At 70.1% G+C, this 19,260-nt stretch carries 18 protein-coding genes; 9 read left to right on the top strand and 9 right to left on the bottom strand.

Translation table 11 applies throughout. The features are described from left to right. Nucleotides 1-249: 249 nt before the first annotated feature. Nucleotides 250-1,629, bottom strand: a complete 1,380-nt coding sequence (locus ACGF8B_RS35880) for an aspartate aminotransferase family protein (protein ID WP_342284750.1) — start codon at nucleotides 1,627-1,629, stop codon at nucleotides 250-252. Then, nucleotides 1,614-2,105, bottom strand: a complete 492-nt coding sequence (locus ACGF8B_RS35875) for an Lrp/AsnC family transcriptional regulator (protein ID WP_176729251.1) — start codon at nucleotides 2,103-2,105, stop codon at nucleotides 1,614-1,616. Before ACGF8B_RS35875 ends, ACGF8B_RS35880 begins: the two co-directional genes overlap by 16 nt. A 178-nt stretch (nucleotides 2,106-2,283) precedes the next feature. Here ACGF8B_RS35875 and ACGF8B_RS35870 point away from each other — a divergent pair, with 178 nt between their 5' ends. The 3 genes from ACGF8B_RS35870 (at nucleotide 2,284) to ACGF8B_RS35860 (ending at nucleotide 5,775) form a co-directional block, all read left to right on the top strand. After that, complete coding sequence (locus ACGF8B_RS35870; protein WP_392746509.1) at nucleotides 2,284-3,723, top strand: gamma-aminobutyraldehyde dehydrogenase; 1,440 nt, start codon at nucleotides 2,284-2,286, stop codon at nucleotides 3,721-3,723. 267 nt (nucleotides 3,724-3,990) lie between these two features. Next, nucleotides 3,991-5,154, top strand: a complete 1,164-nt coding sequence (locus ACGF8B_RS35865; protein WP_392746691.1) for a PotD/PotF family extracellular solute-binding protein — start codon at nucleotides 3,991-3,993, stop codon at nucleotides 5,152-5,154. 75 nt (nucleotides 5,155-5,229) lie between these two features. Further along, nucleotides 5,230-5,775 carry a hypothetical protein gene (locus ACGF8B_RS35860; protein ID WP_392746507.1) on the top strand — a complete coding sequence of 182 codons (546 nt, stop codon included), beginning with the start codon at nucleotides 5,230-5,232 and terminating at the stop codon, nucleotides 5,773-5,775. Between the two features lies 1 nt (nucleotide 5,776). On the opposite strand, the gene ACGF8B_RS35855 is transcribed toward ACGF8B_RS35860, so the two are convergent. The 6 genes from ACGF8B_RS35855 to ACGF8B_RS35830 form a co-directional block, all read right to left on the bottom strand. Beyond that, the gene (locus ACGF8B_RS35855; protein WP_392746505.1) at nucleotides 5,777-6,964 is read right to left on the bottom strand and encodes a serine hydrolase domain-containing protein; all 1,188 of its coding nucleotides are present in this window, start codon (nucleotides 6,962-6,964) and stop codon (nucleotides 5,777-5,779) included. 186 nt (nucleotides 6,965-7,150) lie between these two features. Beyond that, the gene (locus ACGF8B_RS35850) at nucleotides 7,151-7,891 is read right to left on the bottom strand and encodes a response regulator (protein ID WP_392746504.1); all 741 of its coding nucleotides are present in this window, start codon (nucleotides 7,889-7,891) and stop codon (nucleotides 7,151-7,153) included. Then, complete coding sequence (locus tag ACGF8B_RS35845) at nucleotides 7,888-9,111, bottom strand: sensor histidine kinase (protein ID WP_392746503.1); 1,224 nt, start codon at nucleotides 9,109-9,111, stop codon at nucleotides 7,888-7,890. The genes ACGF8B_RS35850 and ACGF8B_RS35845 overlap by 4 nt, the downstream gene beginning before the upstream one ends. Before the next feature lie 13 nt (nucleotides 9,112-9,124). Next, the gene (locus tag ACGF8B_RS35840; protein WP_392746501.1) at nucleotides 9,125-9,925 is read right to left on the bottom strand and encodes an SAM-dependent methyltransferase; all 801 of its coding nucleotides are present in this window, start codon (nucleotides 9,923-9,925) and stop codon (nucleotides 9,125-9,127) included. 65 nt (nucleotides 9,926-9,990) lie between these two features. Continuing rightward, entirely contained in the window at nucleotides 9,991-10,695 is a 705-nt protein-coding gene (locus tag ACGF8B_RS35835; protein ID WP_392746500.1) for a glycerophosphodiester phosphodiesterase, read from the bottom strand. A 22-nt stretch (nucleotides 10,696-10,717) separates the two neighbouring features. Further along, entirely contained in the window at nucleotides 10,718-11,752 is a 1,035-nt protein-coding gene (locus ACGF8B_RS35830; protein WP_392746498.1) for an adenosine deaminase, read from the bottom strand. 133 nt (nucleotides 11,753-11,885) lie between these two features. On the opposite strand from ACGF8B_RS35830, the gene ACGF8B_RS35825 reads away from it, so the two are divergent. Next, a complete protein-coding gene (locus ACGF8B_RS35825; protein WP_392746496.1) occupies nucleotides 11,886-12,617 on the top strand; it encodes a DUF4190 domain-containing protein in 732 nt (243 codons plus the stop codon). A gap of 114 nt (nucleotides 12,618-12,731) precedes the next feature. Here the strand turns inward: ACGF8B_RS35825 and ACGF8B_RS35820 are convergent, their stop codons facing one another. Next, complete coding sequence (locus ACGF8B_RS35820; protein ID WP_392746495.1) at nucleotides 12,732-13,271, bottom strand: NADAR family protein; 540 nt, start codon at nucleotides 13,269-13,271, stop codon at nucleotides 12,732-12,734. Between the two features lie 214 nt (nucleotides 13,272-13,485). Between ACGF8B_RS35820 and ACGF8B_RS35815 the strand changes: the two genes are divergently transcribed. Genes ACGF8B_RS35815 through ACGF8B_RS35795 form a run of 5 tightly spaced genes read left to right on the top strand, consistent with a single transcriptional unit; the run spans nucleotide 13,486 to nucleotide 19,246 of the window. After that, nucleotides 13,486-15,000 (top strand): gamma-aminobutyraldehyde dehydrogenase, encoded by a 1,515-nt coding sequence (locus ACGF8B_RS35815; RefSeq protein ID WP_392746493.1) that lies wholly within the window; start codon nucleotides 13,486-13,488, stop codon nucleotides 14,998-15,000. 42 nt (nucleotides 15,001-15,042) lie between these two features. Further along, nucleotides 15,043-16,293: a PotD/PotF family extracellular solute-binding protein gene (locus ACGF8B_RS35810; RefSeq protein ID WP_392746491.1), complete on the top strand. Its 1,251-nt coding sequence runs from the start codon at nucleotides 15,043-15,045 to the stop codon at nucleotides 16,291-16,293. 54 nt (nucleotides 16,294-16,347) lie between these two features. Beyond that, nucleotides 16,348-17,520, top strand: coding sequence for an ABC transporter ATP-binding protein (locus ACGF8B_RS35805; protein ID WP_392746490.1), 1,173 nt, complete (start codon nucleotides 16,348-16,350; stop codon nucleotides 17,518-17,520). Continuing rightward, nucleotides 17,517-18,446: an ABC transporter permease gene (locus ACGF8B_RS35800; RefSeq protein WP_392746488.1), complete on the top strand. Its 930-nt coding sequence runs from the start codon at nucleotides 17,517-17,519 to the stop codon at nucleotides 18,444-18,446. Before ACGF8B_RS35805 ends, ACGF8B_RS35800 begins: the two co-directional genes overlap by 4 nt. After that, the gene (locus ACGF8B_RS35795) at nucleotides 18,446-19,246 is read left to right on the top strand and encodes an ABC transporter permease (protein ID WP_392746486.1); all 801 of its coding nucleotides are present in this window, start codon (nucleotides 18,446-18,448) and stop codon (nucleotides 19,244-19,246) included. The genes ACGF8B_RS35800 and ACGF8B_RS35795 overlap by 1 nt, the downstream gene beginning before the upstream one ends. The last annotated feature ends 14 nt before the right edge of the window (nucleotides 19,247-19,260 follow it).

The raw sequence follows: 19,260 nt of genomic DNA, 5'->3' as shown, positions 1-19,260 counted from the left end.
CGTCCCCTGCACGGGGGAACGAAGCCAGGGCCGATCGGTCACTCGGCACCGTAGGGATTCGAACCGCGGTGAGCGCACAGCACACGGCCCGGATGCGCCCCTTCCCACTCGAATGGGCGCATCCGGGCCGTGTGGACCGTATGAGGATGACGGCTGGAAGCCGGTCGAACAGTGGTCAAGCGATGGTCAAGCGACGGGGCCGTCCGGCCGGCGGCCGGTCCGTGGTCGGCCGGCCGGCCGTCACGCCGGTCAGAGCTTGGTCCACGCCTCCGTGAGGACGGTGCGCAGGATGCCCTCGATCTCGTCGAACGTCGACTGGTCGGAGACCAGCGGCGGCGCGAGCTGGACGACCGGGTCGCCGCGGTCGTCGGCCCGGCAGTACAGGCCGTTGTCGTACAGCGCCTTGGAGAGGAAGCCGTACAGGACGCGCTCGGTCTCCTCGTCGGTGAAGGTCTCCTTGGTGGCCTTGTCCTTCACCAGCTCGATGCCGTAGAAGAAGCCGTTGCCGCGGACGTCGCCGACGATCGGCAGGTCGAGCAGCTTCTGCAGCGTCGTGAAGAAGGCGTTCTCGTTGTCCAGGACGTGCTGGTTGAGGCCCTCGCGCTCGAAGATGTCGAGGTTGGCGAGGCCGACCGCCGCGGAGACCGGGTGGCCACCGAAGGTGTAGCCGTGCAGGAAGGTGTTGTCACCCTCGTAGAACGGCGCGGCGATGCGGTCCGAGACGATGCAGGCACCGATCGGGGAGTAGCCCGAGGTCATGCCCTTGGCGCAGGTGATCATGTCCGGCACGTAGCCGAACTTGTCGCAGGCGAACATCGTGCCGAGACGGCCGAAGGCGCAGATGACCTCGTCGGAGACGAGCAGCACGTCGTACTTGTCGCAGATCTCGCGCACGCGCTGGAAGTAGCCGGGCGGCGGCGGGAAGCAGCCACCGGCGTTCTGAACCGGCTCCAGGAAGACCGCGGCGACGGTCTCCGGGCCCTCGAAGAGGATCTCCTGCTCGATCTGGTCGGCGGCCCAGCGGCCGAAGGCCTCGGGGTCGTCACCGTGGATCGGGGCGCGGTAGATGTTGGTGTTCGGCACCTTGTGCGCGCCGGGGACCAGCGGCTCGAAGGGGGCCTTCAGGGCCGGCAGGCCGGTGATGGACAGGGCGCCCTGCGGGGTGCCGTGGTAGGCGACCGCACGCGAGATGACCTTGTACTTGGTCGGCTTGCCCTGGAGCTTGAAGTACTGCTTGGCCAGCTTCCAGGCGGTCTCGACGGCCTCGCCGCCACCGGTGGTGAAGAAGACCTTGTTGAGGTCGCCCGGCGCGTAGTCGGCGAGGCGCTCGGCCAGCTCGACGGCCTTCGGGTGGGCGTAGGACCACACCGGGAAGAAGCCCAGCTCCTGGCCCTGCTTGTACGCCGCCTCGGCGAGCTCGTGACGGCCGTGACCGGCGTTGACCACGAACAGGCCGGACAGGCCGTCCAGGTAACGCTTGCCCTGGTCGTCGAAGATGTAGGTGCCCTCGCCACGCACGATGGTGGGAACGGGCGCGGTCTCGTAGTCCGACATGCGGGTGAAGTGCATCCACAGGTGGTCGTACGCGGTTCGGCTGAGGTCCTTGCTCACGGCTATCGGGTTCCCCACATGTAGGTCTGCTTCTTGAGCTTCAGGTACACGAAGCTCTCGGTGGAGCGCACGCCGGGGAGGGCCCGGATGCGTTTGTTGATCGTTTCCAGCAGGTGGTCGTCGTCCTCGCAGACGATCTCCACCATCAGGTCGAAGGAGCCCGCGGTCATCACCACGTACTCGCACTCGGCCATGGCCGACAGCGCCTCGGCGACGGGGTCGAGGTCGCCCTCGACGTTGATCCCCACCATCGCCTGCCGCCTGAACCCCACGGTGAGGGGATCGGTGACGGCGACGATCTGCATCACGCCCTGATCGAGAAGCTTCTGGACGCGCTGTCGCACGGCCGCCTCGGAGAGGCCGACGGCCTTGCCGATCGCGGCGTACGGACGGCGTCCGTCCTCCTGGAGCTGCTCGATGATTGCGAGGGAGACGGCATCGACCGCTGGTGACGATCCGTTCCCGGTCCTGGAGTCTGCGCTGCGACTGGCCACGCATCCACTCTGCACCGGGACTCGTCTGTCTGGCAACCCCAGATCAATGAAATTCGTTGTTTGAGGGTGCAGATCTAACTGAATCCGAAGTTCACGGCGGTTGGGCATGTCGAAAGCGACACCCGAGCGACTACCCTGGGCATCTCACCCATTGGACGTGTCGACAGGAGGGGTGGTTGTGACCACCGAGGTGCGCCGTCTGCGCAACTACATCAACGGAGAATTCCGGGACGCCGCTGACGGGCGGACCATCGATGTGATCAACCCGGTCACGGAAGAGGTCTACGCGACCTCGCCGCTCTCCGGGCAGGCCGATGTCGATGCCGCGATGGACGCCGCCGCGGCCGCTTTCCCCGCCTGGCGCGACGCCACGCCCGCCGAGCGCCAGAAGGCCCTGCTGAAGATCGCGGACGCCTTCGAGGAGCGCGCCGAGGACCTCATCGCCGCCGAGTCGGAGAACACGGGCAAGCCGCTCGAACTGACCCGTACCGAAGAGGTCCCGCCGATGGTGGACCAGATCCGCTTCTTCGCGGGTGCGGCACGGCTGCTCGAAGGCCGCTCGGCAGGCGAGTACATGGAGGGCCTGACCTCCATCGTCCGGCGTGAGCCGGTCGGCGTCTGCGCGCAGGTCGCGCCGTGGAACTACCCAATGATGATGGCCGTCTGGAAGTTCGCCCCGGCGCTCGCCGCGGGCAACACCGTCGTCATCAAGCCGTCCGACACCACCCCGGCGTCGACCGTGCTGATCGCCGAGATCATCGGCCAGATCCTGCCCAAGGGCGTCTTCAACGTCATCTGCGGCGACCGCGACACCGGCCGCGCGATGGTAGAGCACCCGACCCCGGCGATGGCCTCCATCACCGGCTCGGTCCGGGCCGGCATGCAGGTCGCCGAGTCCGCCTCCAAGGACGTCAAGCGGGTCCACCTGGAGCTCGGCGGCAAGGCCCCGGTCGTCGTGTTCGAGGACACCGACATCGCCAAGGCCGTCGAGGGCATCTCCGTCGCGGGCTACTTCAACGCCGGCCAGGACTGCACCGCCGCGACCCGCGTCCTGGTCCACGAGTCCATCCACGACGAGTTCGTCACCGCGCTCGCCAAGGCAGCCGCCGACACCAAGACGGGGCAGCCGGACGACGAGGACGTGCTCTACGGCCCGCTCAACAACGCCAACCAGCTGAAGCAGGTCAGCGGCTTCATCGAGCGGCTCCCCGCCCACGCCAAGGTCGAGGCGGGCGGCCACCGGGTCGGCGACAAGGGCTACTTCTACGCCCCGACCGTCGTCTCCGGCCTCAAGCAGGACGACGAGATCGTCCAGAACGAGGTCTTCGGCCCGGTCATCACCGTCCAGAAGTTCACCGACGAGGCCCAGGCCGTGGAGTACGCCAACGGCGTCGAGTACGCTCTGGCCTCCTCGGTGTGGACCAAGGACCACTCCCGCGCCATGCGGATGTCCAAGAACCTCGACTTCGGCTGTGTGTGGATCAACACCCACATCCCGCTCGTCGCCGAGATGCCGCACGGCGGCTTCAAGAAGTCCGGCTACGGCAAGGACCTCTCCGCCTACGGCTTCGAGGACTACACCCGCATCAAGCACGTCATGACCTCGCTCGACGGCTGATATCCCGTCAGCAGGCAGGCCACGGCCCCGGGCTCCCCGCCCGGGGCCGTGCCCGTTCCCGGGCGCCGGCCCGTTCCCCGGACTCCGCGCACCACCCCTTGCGCGGCCGGGCGAAGACGCCCTGGTGCCGGCCCGCCCGGGTGCCGGCCCGTTCCCGGTATCGACAGGGTGTGCGGACGGAACGGGTGCCGCTGGACGGTTGGTCCATTGTCCGCGCCGCCGGGCGACCGGCATCCTGCGCAGGTGCGAGCAACCCCGAAGAACCCCATGTCCCGCCGGTCCCTGCTGCGCGCCTTCGGAGCCACGGCGGCCGGTGTCACGCTGGCCGGCTGTGGAGTGCCCGCCGCCTACGTGGAGCCCGGTGACCGCGCCGGGCGCGACACCTCGGCGAACGATCACGCCCTGCACTTCGCGAACTGGCCCCTGTACATCGACACCGACGACGAGGACGAGTCGAAGCGGCCCACCCTCGACGCCTTCGGGCGGCGGACCGGGATCTCCGTCACGTACACCGAGGAGATCAACGACAACGACGAGTTCTTCGGGAAGATCAGCCCGGCGCTGATGAACCACCAGCAGACCGGCCGGGACCTGATCGTCATCAGCGACTGGATGTCCGCCCGGTTCGTACGGCTGGGCTGGGTACAGGAGATGGACCGGGCCAAGCAGCCGAACGTCGCCAAGTACCTGGATCCGCAGCTGCGCTCGCCCGCCTTCGACAAGGGCCGGCTGCACAGCGTTCCCTGGCAGTCCGGGATCACCGGCATCGCCTACAACCGCAAGAAGCTCGGCCGCGAGATCAAGCACCTGAGCGATCTGTGGGCGGACGACCTGCGCGGCAAGGTGACACTGATGTCCGGGCTCGACGAGTCCTTCGCCCTGCTGATGCAGGGCAACGGCGTCGACGTCACCCGCTGGCGGGCGGACGACTTCCACCGGGTGTGCGACCAGGTCGAGAAGCTGGTGAAGAAACGGCACATCCGCCGCTTCACCGGCAACGACTACATCAAGGACCTGTCCACCGGCGATGTGCTCGCCTGCCAGGCCTACTCCGGCGACGTCATCCAGCTCCAGGCCGACAACCCGGAGATCGAGTTCGTGGTCCCCGAGGAGGGAGCCGAGCTCTGGTCGGAATCGATGATGATCCCCAACCTCGCACGCCACAAGCGCAACGCGGAGCGGCTCATCGACTACTACTACGAGCCGGAGGTCGCCGCCGAGCTGGCGACCTGGGTCAACTACGTCTGCCCCGTCCCGGCCGCCCGCGAGGTGCTGGCCTCGTCCAAGGACGAGGAGACCGCGGCACTCGCAGAGGACCCGCTGATCTTCCCCGACGACGCGATGCGCAAGCGGCTCGCGATCGCCCGCGACGTCACCTCCGAGGAGCGCACCGAGTTCGCGAAGAAGTGGAACGCCATCGTCGGGATGTGAGCCGTGCCGGAGACGTGCCGAGGGGCAGCCAGGGGTGGCGTAAAGGGCCGGTAAACCCGGGCGTACGCTGCGGACATGAGCGAGCGAAGAGCCGTGCTGAGGCGCATACGCGTGTGGTTGGTCGTGTTTATCGTCTGTCTGGTGCTGAGCGGGCTGACCGCCTTTCCACTCGTCCACGAACTCCACTGGGCCGAGGACCTGCTGAGGTCCTCGGCCTCTCCCGTTCCGGAGCACTTCCCGGCACTGATGGAGTGGATCACCAAGGTCCGCACCGGCCTCGACGAGGCCGACGCGAAGTACCCCTTCGTGCTGTACGGCACCGACTGGCTGGCCTTCGCGCACCTGGTCATCGCGGTCGCCTTCTACGGCCCCTACCGCGACCCGGTCCGCAACATCTGGGTCATCGAATTCGGCATGATCGCCTGCGCCGGGATCATCCCGCTCGCGCTGATCTGCGGGCCCGTCCGCGGCATCCCCTTCTGGTGGTCCGTCATCGACATGTCGTTCGGGGTCTTCGGGGTGCTCCCGCTGTTCGTGGTGCGCCGCATGATCAAGCGGCTGGAGGCGCTGGAGCGGACACCGCTGCCGGAGCCCGCCGCGACGGCCGCGCCGGCGCTCTGAGTCATCCGGCCGACGGGGCGCCGAAGGCGGCCACGACTATGTCCAGCGCCGTGGGATTCATGCCTTCCCCCTTCGCGTCCGTCGAGTTGACGCTGTAGACGAGGGTCCGGGAGAGATCACGGGTGGCCGCGACGGCCGTGTTGTAGCCCCAGCGGCCGCCCGTCTTGCCCCAGACCTCGCGTCCGCCCAGCCGCATCACCGAGAGACCCGCGCTGTACGCGGCGGGCTCGCCCGTGCCGTACTCACGCACCGAGGAGTCGGGCAGCGTGAACATCTCCCGGAGCAGCGGACCGCGCACCACCCGCCCGCCGAACAGCGCCCGGGTGAAACGCTCCAGGTCGGCGGTGGTCGAGATCAGGTCTCCCGCGGCCCAGGCGTCCGTCGCCCCCCACACCGTCACATCACGCAGTTCGCCCGTGCCGAAGAGCTGGTAACCGCGGTTGTGAGGTCCGCGGATCGCCGGGTCGGTGCCGGGGAAGTACGTGTCCCTCAGGTGCAGGGGCTCCAGGACGCGCCGGGAGACCTGCGAGGCGTACGTGTCGCCCGTGACCCGCTCGATCAGCAGGCCCGCCACGGTGTAGCCGATGTTGGCGTAGTGCTGCTGGGTGCCGGGCACGAAGTCCGGCTTCCGGGAGGTGGCGTCGCGCACGGTCCGCACCGGGTCGTGCAGGTCGAAACGGTGCGCGTACGCGTCGTCCGGGCCGCCGCCGGAGCCGACGGACGGGATGCCGCTCGTGTGGTTCAGCAACTGGCGCACCGTGACGTCCTCGTACGCGGCCGGGACCAGATCCGGCAGGTAGTGGCGGACCGGGCGGTCCAGGCCGAGCCTGCCCTCCCCGGCCAGTTGCAGCACGACGGCCGCCGTGAAGACCTTGGTCACCGAGCCGGCCCGGAAGCGGCCGCCCGGGTCCGCCGGCCGGCCGGAGGCCAGGTCGTGGACGCCGGAGGTGCCCCGCCAGTCGCCCCCGGAGCCCGAGACCCGCACCAGCGCGGCCGTGGCGTCGTCCCTCGGGAGCCCCCGGATCGCGGCGCGCAGGGCCTCGGCGTCCGGGGCCTGCCCGGTGGCTTCCCGCTGGGTGAACCGGCCTGCGGCCGCCGGGGCATCGGTACCGGCCGCCGCCAGGGCCGGTGAGGCGGGGCCCGTGACGAGGCCGAGGACGAGCGCGGCTGCGAGGGCGGTGCTGGACATGCGGACGTTCATGACGGGTGCCTCCCGGCGTGGAATCCTCAACTGCTTACGGACTCCATCCTGTTGACCGGACCGCCAGGACGGATCCCCCGTCCGGGGGTTTGCCGGAGGGAGACCGGCTCCCCCGCGCGGGGGAGCCGGGCGCCGGACCTCCCTCCGGCGAGGGAGCCACGGCCCTCGGGGGAGTCACGGCCGGCCACGCGCCGCGGCCGAAGAAGGAGCCGCGGCCGGGCCCGCTACGACGCCGGGGGCCGGTGAAGGAGCCACGGCCGGCGAGGGAGTCACGACACCGCACTCGTACGCGCAGATCACCGCCTGGATACGGTCGCGCAGCCCCAGCTTGGACAGCACATTGCCGACATGGGTCTTCACCGTGTGCTCGCTGACGACCAGCGCCGCCGCTATCTCCGCGTTCGACAGCCCGCGGGCCAGGTGCAGCAGCGTTTCGCGCTCCCGCGCGGTCAGTACGTCCAGGCGCGCCGACGGTGCCACGGCCGCGGCCGGCGGGCGCGAGGTGTACTCGGCGATCAGCCGCCGCGCCACCGAAGGAGCCAGCAACGAGTCCCCGGCGGTCACCACCCGTACCGCGTGCACCAGGTCGTCGCGGCGGACGTCCTTGAGTAGGAAGCCGCTCGCGCCCGCGTGCAGCGCCTCGTAGACGTACTCGTCGGAGTCGAAGGTGGTCAGCATGACCGTCCGGCAGCCACTCCCGGCGCTGATGGCGCGGCAGGCCTCGATGCCGTCCGTGCCGGGCATCCGGATGTCGAGCAGTGCCACGTCGGGTGCCAGCCGCCGTACCGCTTCGACCGCGGCCCGGCCGTCACCCGCCTCGGCCACCACCTCGATGTCCGGCTGCGCGTCCAGGATCATCGCGAAGCCGCTGCGTACCAGCTCCTGGTCGTCGGCCACCACCACACGGATCGTCAACTTCCCACCTCTGTCCTGTGCCCCGTCTCCGTCGCTGCTTCCGTCCCCGGCCGGGCCCGCGGGATCGTCACCCGGACCCGGAACCCCCGTCCGCCCGGACCGGCACCGGTCCCGGCCGTGCCGCCGTGCGCGGCGGCACGCTCCCGGATGCCGATCAGCCCCAGCCCCGAGCCGCCCCCGGGCCCGCGCCCGTCGTCCGTGACGGTGAGCGTCAGCGCCTCGGGACCGTGCTCCAGCCGCACGGCCACCGTGCTCGCGTCCGCGTGCCTGACCACGTTCGTCAGCGCTTCCTGCACGATCCGGTAGACGGTCGCCTCGACCGCCGGACCCGGCGGGCCGGGGCTGCCCACGACCTCGTACGAGACCGCCGGACCGCTGCCGCGCACCCGCTCCACGAGGCCCGGCAGTCCGGCCAGCGAGGGCTGGGGTTCCCGCGGCGCGTGGGGCGCGTCCTCGTTCTCGCGCAGCACGCCGAGCATCCGGCGCAGCTGCGCCATCGCGTCCCGGCCCGCCTCGGAGATCGCGTCGAAGGCCGCCTCGGCCCGCTCCGGCGCCGTGCGGACCGCCACCGGCCCCGCCTCGGCCTGCACGATCATCAGGCTCACCGCGTGGGACAGGATGTCGTGCATCTCCCGGGCGATCCGGGCCCGCTCGCGGGCCGCCGCCTGTTCGGCCTCGATCCGGTGCGTCAGCTCCAGCTGACGGGCCCGGTCCTCCACCGCGCGCAGATAGGCCCTGCGCGTCACCGTGAACCGGCCGAAGGCGTACGCCGCCGCGAACACGAACAGGGAGAAGAACAGCTCCCGCATGTCCTCGCCGTCGAGCCCGACCGAGACCAGCACCGCCGCCACCGTGAGCGCCGCGATCCCGATCCGTTTCGGCGGCGGGGAGAGCTCCGCCACCGTGCAGAACGCCACGAGACCGGTGTACGGGAGCGGCTGTCCCGGCCCGTCGACGGCGAACGTGTACAGGGCACCGGCGGCCAGCACCGCGATGAGGACCGTGACCGGCGCCCGGCGGCGGGCCACCAGCGGCAGCACCGTCAGGGTGGTCAGCCCGTACGACGTCCATGTCGCCTCCGGCAGCTCCGGGGCGCGCGGGACGACGAACGGCATGGTCATGGCGGCCTGGACCAGCAGAGCGACGAGCAGGTCCACGCCGAGGGGGCCGACCGCCGGGGCGAGTCCCGGCACTCTCGCGGTGATGTCCCGTATGCGCATCGGACCGGCGCCCTCAGGGCTTCCGCGCCACTGCGCCGAACTGCGCGACCCGCACCGCGCCGGGCTCGCCGCGCCAGTGCGCGCACGACACGATGCCCGGGGCCACCGGATCGAGCCCGGTCAGGAACGCGGCGAACTCGGCACGGGTGCGGGCGGTGATCGGCGGGGTGGCGTTCTCGTTCCAGAACAGCATCGCCGCCTCGTTGCCCTCGCCGCCCAGCTCCAGTGTGGGATGGGTGAGCACCAGATGGCTGCCGGAGGGCAGCGCGTCCATCAGCGTGCGCACGATCCGCCGGGCCTCGTCGGTGTCGAGGACGAAGTTCAGGATGCCCAGGAGCATGACCGCGACCGGCCGCTCCGGGTCGAGCGTGGACGCGGACGCCCGCAGGATCCGCTCGGGATCGCGGGCGTCCGCGTCGACGTACTCGGTCGTGCCCCGCGGAGATCCGGCCAGCAGCGTCCGGGAGAGCGCGAGCACCGCGGGGTCGTTGTCGACGTACACGACGCGGCAGCCGGGCGCGGTGCGCCCGGCGACCTCGTGGGTGTTGCCGGCGCTCGGCAGGCCGGTGCCGATGTCCAGGAACTGCCGGATCCCCGCCTCACCGGCCAGATACCGCACCGCCCGCCCCAGGAACGCCCGGTCGGCGCGGGCCACTTCGCCGATGCTCGGGTACATGGCGGTGATCCGGTCGCCGACCGCCCGGTCCACGGGGTGGTTGTCCGTGCCGCCCAGCCAGTGGTCCCAGACCCGCGCGTTGTGGGCGACGTCGGTACGTACGCCCCCGGGGACGGGGGTGGTGCGGGGATCGGTCATGTCGCTGCTCCTCCTGCGCCGGGTCCGGGTCACGGACGACGGGGTGGCCCATGATGCCGGACCGGTCAACGATCTCTGTGCGCCGGGGAGTTGGCGATGAGGTCGTGCAGGACGTCGACCCGGTTGGTGGTGATCGAGTCGACGCCGTGCCGGACCAGGCGGCGCATGGTCCGCCTGGTGTCGGCCGTCCAGGCGGAGACCAGCAGCCCGTCGCGGTGCAGCCGGTCCGTCAGTTCCGGGCCCACCAGACCGAACCGGTAGTTCAGCCAGCGCGGCCGCACCGCGTCGAGCAGCGCGGCGCGCGGCGGTGCGAGAGTCGTCCAGGTCATGGCGATCTCGGCGCCGGGGTCGGCGGCCCGTACCCGGAGCATCGCCCCGGGACCGGCGCAGTAGTACACCCGCTCACCGGCCCCGCACTCGCGCACCGCCCCGACGATCCTCGGCACGGAACCGTCGGTGGAGCCCGGCAGATCGACCATCACACGGTGTGCCCCGGCGGCGAGCAGCGCCTCGCGCAGGGTGGGGACACCGCCCCGGGTCAGTTCGGTGAGCTCGGCGTGGGTCAGCCGGTCCAGCCGCATCTCATGACCCCACAGCCGCTTCAGCGTGGCGTCGTGCAGCAGGACCGGCACACCGTCGCGGGTGAGCCGCACATCGATCTCGACCGCGTCCGCCCCTCGTCCGAGCGCGGAGCGGATCGAGGGCAGGGTGTTCTCGCGGACACGGTAGGGATCGCCCCGGTGGGCCACGGCGGTGACTGAAGAGACCATGGGGCCATTGTGGCCACCGGGGTCACCGGCCCGAGCGCCCCAGCCAGTCGGCCGTGTACGTGTCGATCTCGGCGGCCAGCCTCCGCTTGCCGGCCGCGTCGAGGTACGACGCCTCGACGGCGTTCTTCGCCAGCGCGGCGAGACCCCGCTCGTCCAGAGCGAGGAGGCGGGCGGCCACCGCGTACTCGTTGTTGAGGTCAGTGCCGAACATCGGCGGGTCGTCGCTGTTGATGGTGACCAGGACGCCGGCGTCCACCATCTCCCTGACCGGGTGCTGCTCGATGTCCACCACGGCCCGGGTCGCGATGTTCGAGGTCGGGCAGACCTCCAGCGGGATGCGGTGCTCGGCGAGGTGGGCGAGCAGCTTCGGGTCCTGGACGGAGCTGGTGCCGTGGCCGATGCGCTCGGCGCGCAGGTGGGTCAGGGCGTCCCAGACGGTCTGCGGCCCGGTGGTCTCCCCGGCGTGCGGCACGGAGTGCAGGCCCGCGGCGATCGCCCGGTCGAAGTAGGGCTTGAACTGAGGGCGTTCCACCCCGACCTCCGGTCCGCCGAGACCGAACGAGACGAGTCCCTCGGGCCGCAGGTCCACGGCGAGCCGGGCGGTCTCCTCGGCGGACACCAGCCCGGCCTCGCCGGGAATGTCGAAGCACCAGCGCAGCACGACACCCAGCTCGGCCTCGGCGGCCTTGCGGGCGTCCTCTATCGCCTCCATGAACGCCTGCTCGGGGATGCCGCGCCGGGTCGAGGAGTACGGCGTCACCGTCAGCTCCGCGTAACGGATGTTCTGCCGCGCCATGTCGCGGGCGACCTCGAAGGTCAGCAGGCGGACGTCCTCCGGGGTGCGGATCAGGTCCACGACGGAGAGGTACACCTCGATGAAGTGCCCGAAGTCCGTGAAGGTGAAGTAGTCGGCGAGCGCCTCCGGGTCGGTGGGGACCCTGGAGTCGGGGTGGTGCGCGGCCAGCTCGGCGACGATGCGGGGGGAGGCGGATCCGACATGGTGGACATGCAGTTCCGCCTTGGGCAGCCCCGCGATGAAGGGGTTCAGATCGGTCATCGGACTCTCCGGCGCGTGGGACGGTTCGGGTGCCGGGCACGGTCGGCCGGGCAGGGGACGGGGATCATCGTAGGCCGGGCCCGCCGGTGCGCAGCGGGGCCGTAGCATGACGGGACCACGATGGGGGAGGCCCATGTCAGACAACACAGAGCAGCCAGAGGGCGGGGCCGCGCCGCGCGATCCGTGGGCTCCGCCGGACAGCAGGGTGCCGCTGGAGAAGCAGGCCGGCGACACCCGCCCGCCCGCTGTGCACAGCCAGCCCACGGTCACCTCGATGCCGGGCGTCGGGGACGGCCCCGAGCCGGCCGACACACCGCCGCCGGCCTTCGGTGCGCCTGCGCAGAACGGGCCACTGCCCGGCGCCGGATTCGGCCCCGGTCCCGGTGAGGTCCCGCCGCCGCCGGTCGGACCCAACGGACCGGGCCAGCCGGTACCGCCGGTCGCGGGCCAGTACGGCTACCCGGCCGCGCCCCCCGCGCAGTACGGCGGCTACCCGGGATACCCCGGCTACCCGCAGGCGCCCTGGGGCGGTCCGCCGCCCTCCAACGGCATGGGTACCGCGTCCATGGTGCTGGGCATCCTGGCCGTCTGCCTGTTCTGCGTATACGGGATACCCAGCCTGGTCCTGGGCGCGCTGGCGCTGATCTTCGGCATCCTGGGACGCAAGCGGGTGCAGCGCGGCGAGGCGACCAACAGTGGTCAGGCGCTCGCCGGGATCATCACCGGGTCCATCGGCATCGCCTTCGGTGTGGCGATCATCAGCTTCTTCATCTGGCTGTTCGTCTCCCACGCCGATGAATTCGAGGACAGCGGCTACAACGACGACCCGTACTCGACATCCCTGGTCGTCGAGGTCACGCGTTAGGTTTTGAGCCCGCCGGACGGGCCCCGGCCGCTCCCGCGGTCCGTCCGCTCCCGATGGCCCGGCCGCGCACGGCCGGGCCATCGGTCCGCCGGGCCACCGGGCGTCCCGGTCCTCTCATGAGGCGCGCAGCTCCGCCCGCGCGTCCATCAGCGCGAACCCCAGCAGATTCAGCCCCCGCCAGCTCGCCGGGTTCTCCGCCCGCGGGTCGTCCGCGGCCAGTCCGATGCCCCATATGCGGTCCATCGGGCTCGCCTCGACCAGCACCCGGTCCCCGGTGTTCAGCAGGAACTCCCGCAGCTCCGGGTCACCGCCGAACTTGTGCACACTGCCGGCCACCACCAGCGGGTACCGCTCGCGCTGCCACACCGCGTCGTCGAAACCGCGGACCAGCCGGCCCACCTTCTTCGCCACCGCCGGGCTCTTCGCCGCCACCGCCGCGGCCTCCGACTCCGCGTCGCCGAACAGCCGCGCCTTGCCGGCCATCATCCAGTGCTCCGCCGACGCGTACGTCACACCGTCGACCGTGAAGCGCGTGGGCCACCACTGACTGAGGCAGCTCGTGCCGATCCGGCCGTCGGGCCGGGGGCGGTGTCCCCAGAAGTGCAGGTACTTCACCTTCTCGCCACGTGCGGCCTTCGCCAGGAGATCGTTCATGTGTTCCATGACACGCGATTCTGGCATTCGCCACTGACACTACGTACGGGGATTTCCGCACCGACGCGACACATGGTCGACAGATTCCGTCGCGTAACCAAAAGGCAACAACGGAATCACTTGTTGGGGTTGCCCCCCTCTGCCAGGATCGGCACTCAAATCGAGCAGAGGCTACGCCGTCCCCGCATTCCGGGGTGCGGCGGAGGAGATCGTCATGGGCAACGGCATCCAGGTGCGGGACCGCTTCGCGGACGGCGCACAGTACATCGGCGGAAAGCTGCGGTCCGGAACATCGGGACGTCACCACGACGTGGTGAACCCGGCCACGGGAGAGACCGTCCACAGCTACGAACTGGCGGGCACCGCCGACGTGGACGCCGCCGTGGCGGCCGCCCGCGCGGCGTTCCCCGGCTGGTCGGGCGCGACGCCCGCCGAGCGGGCCGAGGCGATGCACCGCTTCGCGGCCGTCCTCGCCGAGCAGGCCGACGACTTCGCGTACGTGGAGTCCCTCCAGTGCGGCAAGCCGATCAAGCTCTCCACCGAGTTCGACGTGCCCGGCACCGTGGACAACACCTCCTTCTTCGCCGGGGCCGCCCGCCACCTGGAGGGCAAGTCGGCCGCCGAGTACGACGGCGACCACACCTCGTACGTACGCCGGGAGGCGATCGGCGTCGTCGGTTCCATCGCCCCCTGGAACTACCCGCTCCAGATGGCCGCCTGGAAGATCCTCCCGGCCATCGCGGCGGGCAACACGATCGTCCTGAAGCCCGCCGAGATCACCCCGCTGACCTCGCTGATGTTCGCCCAGGCGGCCACCGAGGCGGGCATCCCGGACGGTGTGGTCAACATCGTCACCGGCGCCGGCAAGGACGCCGGTGAGCACCTCGTCGGCCACCCGGACGTGGTGATGACCTCCTTCACCGGCTCCACCGCCGTCGGCAAGCGGGTCGCGGAGATCGCCACCTCCACCGTCAAGCGACTCCACCTCGAACTCGGCGGCAAGGCCCCCTTCGTGGTCTTCGACGACGCCGACCTCGAAGCCGCGGTCAACGGCGCGGTCGCCGGGGCGCTCATCAACACCGGCCAGGACTGCACCGCCGCCACCCGCGCCTACGTCCAGCGCCCGCTGTACGACGCCTTCGTGCAGGGCGTCGCGGCGCTGATGGAGACCGTCCGGCTCGGCGACCCCTTCGACCCGTCCACCGACCTCGGCCCGCTGATCAGCCACGCCCAGCGGGACCGGGTCGCCGGATTCGTCGAGCGGGCCCGCGCGTACGCCACCGTCGTCACTGGCGGCGAGGCCCCCGGCGGCGAACTGGCGGCCGGCGCCTACTACCGGCCGACGCTGGTCGCCGGAGCGGCCCAGGACAGCGAGATCGTCCAGTCGGAGATCTTCGGCCCGGTCCTGGTCGTGCTGCCCTTCGACAGCGACGACGAGGGCATCCGGCTCGCCAACGACACCCCGTACGGACTCGCCGCCTCCGCCTGGAGCCGGGACCTGTACCGCGCCAACCGCGCCACCCGCGAGATCAAGGCGGGCTGCGTCTGGGTCAACGACCACATCCCGATCATCAGCGAGATGCCGCACGGCGGATACAAGGCCAGCGGCTTCGGCAAGGACATGTCCTCGTACTCCTTCGAGGAGTACACGCAGGTCAAGCACGTCATGTACGACAACACCGCGGTCGCCCGCAAGGACTGGCACCGCACGATCTTCGGGGACCGATAACCCGGCCGACCCCGGCCACACACACCCGAAAGGGCAACGCGCATGGAGCAGTACGAGCCCGAGCGTCTCTCCGCGGCCCAACTCGCCGCGATGCGACGCAGCCTCACCAGCGGCCGGGGCGCCCTGACCCGCCGATCGCTGATCCGCGCCTCCGGCATGGGGGCACTGGCGATCGGCGGGCTGGGCACGCTGAGCGCGTGCGGCATCCCGCCCGCCAAGCGGGAGGGGGATGCCGCCGCGGCGTCCGACGACCACTCGGCCGAGGAGAAGCAGATCAACTTCTCCAACTGGACCGAGTACATGGACGTCACCGACGACGGCAAGCACCGGCCCACCCTGGAGGCGTTCACGAAACGCACCGGGATCCAGGTCAAGTACACCGAGGACATCAACGACAACGTCGAGTTCTTCGGGAAGATCAAGCCGCAGCTCGCGGCCGGCCAGGACACCGGCCGCGACATCATCTGCGTCACCGACTGGCTGGCCGCCCGCGTCGTCCGCCTCGGCTGGGCGCAGAAGCTCGACGCGTCGAACCTGCCGCACGCCTACGCCAACCTGTCGGCCCAGTTCCGCTCCCCGGACTGGGACCCGGGCCGTGCCTACTCCTACCCCTGGGCGGGCATTCCCGCCGTCATCGCCTACAACTCCAAGGCGACCGGCGGCCGCAAGGTCGACTCCGTCACACAGCTCCTCGACGACCCGAAGCTCAAGGGACGGGTCAGCTTCCTCTCGGAGATGCGCGACACCGTCGGCATGACCCTGCTCGACATGGGCAAGGACCCCGGCAACTTCACCGACGCCGACTACGACGCCGCGATCGGCCGGCTCCAGAAGGGCGTCGACAAGAACCAGATCCGCCGCTTCACCGGCAACGACTACACCGCCGACCTCGACAAGGGCGACATCGCCGCCTGCGTCGGATGGGCCGGCGACGTCATCCAGCTCCAGGCCGGGAACCCGGACATCAAGTACGCGATTCCGGCCGCGGGATACGTCATATCCAGCGACAACCTGCTGGTCCCGGTGAAGGCACGGCACAAGACCAACGCCGAGAAGCTCATCGACTACTACTACGAGCCGTCGGCCGCCGCGGAGCTCGCCGCGTACATCAACTTCGTCTGCCCGGTCGACGGGGTCCGCGACGAACTGGCGAAGATCGATCAGGCGATGGCCGACAACGTCCTGATCCTCCCGGACAAGGAGATGGCGTCCCGGTCGCACGCCTTCCGCTCGCTGACCGCCAAGGAAGAGACGGCGTACGAAGAGAAGTTCGCCAAGCTCATCGGCGCCTGACCGGCGCTCCTCTCCAGCCCCGATCCCCCTCTGACACCACTGGGACCGCGATCCATGACACAGCAGCAGACCGGCGGCGACGTCCGCCTCACCGGGATCAGCAAGACGTACGGCTCCTTCGAAGCCGTCAAGCCGCTCGATCTGACCGTCCCGCAGGGCTCCTTCTTCGCGCTGCTCGGCGCGTCCGGCTGCGGCAAGACCACCACTCTGCGGATGATCGCGGGCCTGGAGGAGGCGACCACCGGCACGGTCTCGCTGGGCGGCCGCGACATCACCGGGCTTCCCCCGTACAAACGGCCCGTCAACACGGTCTTCCAGAGCTACGCGCTCTTCCCGCACCTCGACATCACCGAGAACGTCGCCTTCGGCCTGCGCCGGCGCGGCATCAAGTCGGTGAAGAAGCAGGTCGACGAGATGCTGGAGCTCGTCCAGCTCGGCGACTTCGCCAAGCGCAGGCCGCACCAGCTCTCCGGCGGCCAGCAGCAGCGCGTCGCCGTCGCCCGCGCCCTGATCAACCACCCGCAGGTGCTCCTGCTCGACGAACCGCTCGGCGCCCTCGACCTCAAGCTGCGCCGCCAGATGCAGCTGGAGCTCAAGCGCATCCAGACCGAGGTCGGCATCACCTTCATCCACGTCACCCACGACCAGGAGGAGGCCATGACCATGGCCGACACCGTCGCGGTGATGAACGGGGGCCGGGTCGAGCAACTCGGTGCCCCCGCCGACCTGTACGAGAACCCGAGGACGACCTTCGTCGCCAACTTCCTCGGCACCTCCAATCTCATCGAGGGCGAGATCGTCTCCGCCGGCACCGGCACCGGCATCGTGGTGGCGGCGGGCGGCGGCAGGCTGCGGCTGCCCACCGACCGGTGTACGGCCCCGACCACGAGCGGCGGCAGGCTGCTCCTCGGTATCCGCCCGGAGAAGATCTCGCTCGCGCACGCCGACGACGCGGACGTGATCGCCGACGGCCGCAACCGGGTCACCGGCCGGATCGTCGACTCCAGCTTCATCGGCGTCTCCACCCAGTACGTCGTGGAGAGCCCTGCGGGCAAGGCGCTCCAGGTGTATGAGCAGAACATCGAGCGTGACGCGCGTCTCACGGCCGGGGCAGAGGTCGTCCTGCACTGGAACCCGGCGCACACTTTCGGTCTGGACGCCGCCCAGTCCATGCTTGCGGGGACGATGGGCGACGCCGGTGTGGAGACGGTGGAGGACGCGGCGTGAGCCTCACCAAGGAGGCGCCACCGGCGCCCGTCACGGCGGAGCCGGCGATACGCAAGCCCTCCACCCGCAAGCGCCTCGTCCCGTACTGGCTGTTGCTCCCCGGCATCCTGTGGCTGATCGTCTTCTTCGCGCTGCCGCTGGTCTACCAGGCGTCGACCTCCGTGCAGACCGGATCCCTGGAGAAGGGGTTCGAGGTCACCTGGCACTTCCAGACCTACTGGGACGCGCTGACCGACTACTACCCGCAGTTCATCAGGTCCCTGCTGTACGCCGGTACCGCCACCCTCCTGTGCCTGCTGCTCGGCTACCCGCTCGCCTACCTCATCGCGTTCAAGGCGGGCCGCTGGCGCAACGTCGTCCTGGTGCTGGTCATCGCGCCGTTCTTCACCAGCTTCCTGATCCGCACGCTCGCCTGGAAGACGATCCTCGCGGACGGCGGCGCGGTCGTCGACGTACTGAACACCCTGCACGTCCTGGACGTCACCAGCTGGCTCGGCTGGACCGAGTCCAACCGGGTGCTGGCCACCCCGATGGCGGTGGTCTGCGGTCTCACGTACAACTTCCTGCCGTTCATGATCCTGCCGCTCTACACCTCGCTGGAGCGGATCGACGGCAGGCTGCACGAGGCGGCCGGTGACCTCTACGCCACCCCCGCCACCACCTTCCGCAAGGTGACCTTCCCGCTCTCCATGCCGGGCGTCGTCTCCGGAACGCTGCTCACCTTCATCCCGGCCAGCGGCGATTACGTCAACGCGGAACTGCTGGGCTCCACCGACACGAAGATGGTCGGCAGCGTCATCCAGACCCAGTTCCTGCGGGTCCTGGACTACCCGACGGCGGCCGCGCTCTCCTTCATCCTCATGGCGGTCGTCCTGATCATGGTCACCGTCTACATCCGCCGCTCCGGGACGGAGGACCTGGTCTGATGCCCGTACTGCGCTGGATACGCCGGAACCTGATCGTCATCGCGGGTCTGCTGACCCTCGCGTACATGATCCTTCCGAACGTCGTCGTCATGGTGTTCTCGTTCAACAAGCCGAACGGGCGCTTCAACTACTCCTGGCAGCGCTTCTCGCTGGACGCCTGGAAGGACCCCTGCGGCGTCGCCGACATGTGCGGCTCGCTCTCGCTGTCCCTGCAGATCGCCCTCTGGGCCACCATCGGCGCCACCGTCCTCGGCACGATGATCTCCTTCGCGCTGGTCCGCTACCGCTTCCGGGCGCGCGGCGCGATCAACTCGCTGATCTTCCTGCCGATGGCGATGCCCGAGGTCGTCATGGCCGCCTCGCTGCTCACCCTCTTCCTCAACATGGGCGCACAGCTGGGCTTCTGGACCATCCTCATCGCGCACATCATGTTCTGCCTGAGCTTCGTCGTGACGGCCGTCAAGGCGCGCGTGATGTCGATGGACCCGAGGCTGGAGGAGGCGGCCCGCGATCTGTACGCCGGCCCCGTGCAGACCTTCCTGCGGGTGACGCTGCCGATCGCCGCCCCGGGAATCGCGGCGGGAGCGCTGCTCGCCTTCGCGCTCTCGTTCGACGATTTCATCATCACCAATTTCAACGCGGGCTCGACCGTGACCTTCCCCATGTTCGTCTGGGGATCGGCGCAGCGCGGCACACCCGTGCAGATCAACGTCATCGGAACGGCGATGTTCATCATTGCCGTGATGGTGGTGGTCGTCGGCCAGCTCATCGCGAACCGGCGGAAGAACAGCGCACGATAGAAAGCCCTGAAGGA

It is taken from the genome of Streptomyces sp. NPDC047917 (assembly GCF_043204345.1).
Lineage (GTDB): Bacteria > Actinomycetota > Actinomycetes > Streptomycetales > Streptomycetaceae > Streptomyces > Streptomyces sanglieri.
This window is presented reverse-complemented; position numbering and strand designations above follow the sequence as displayed.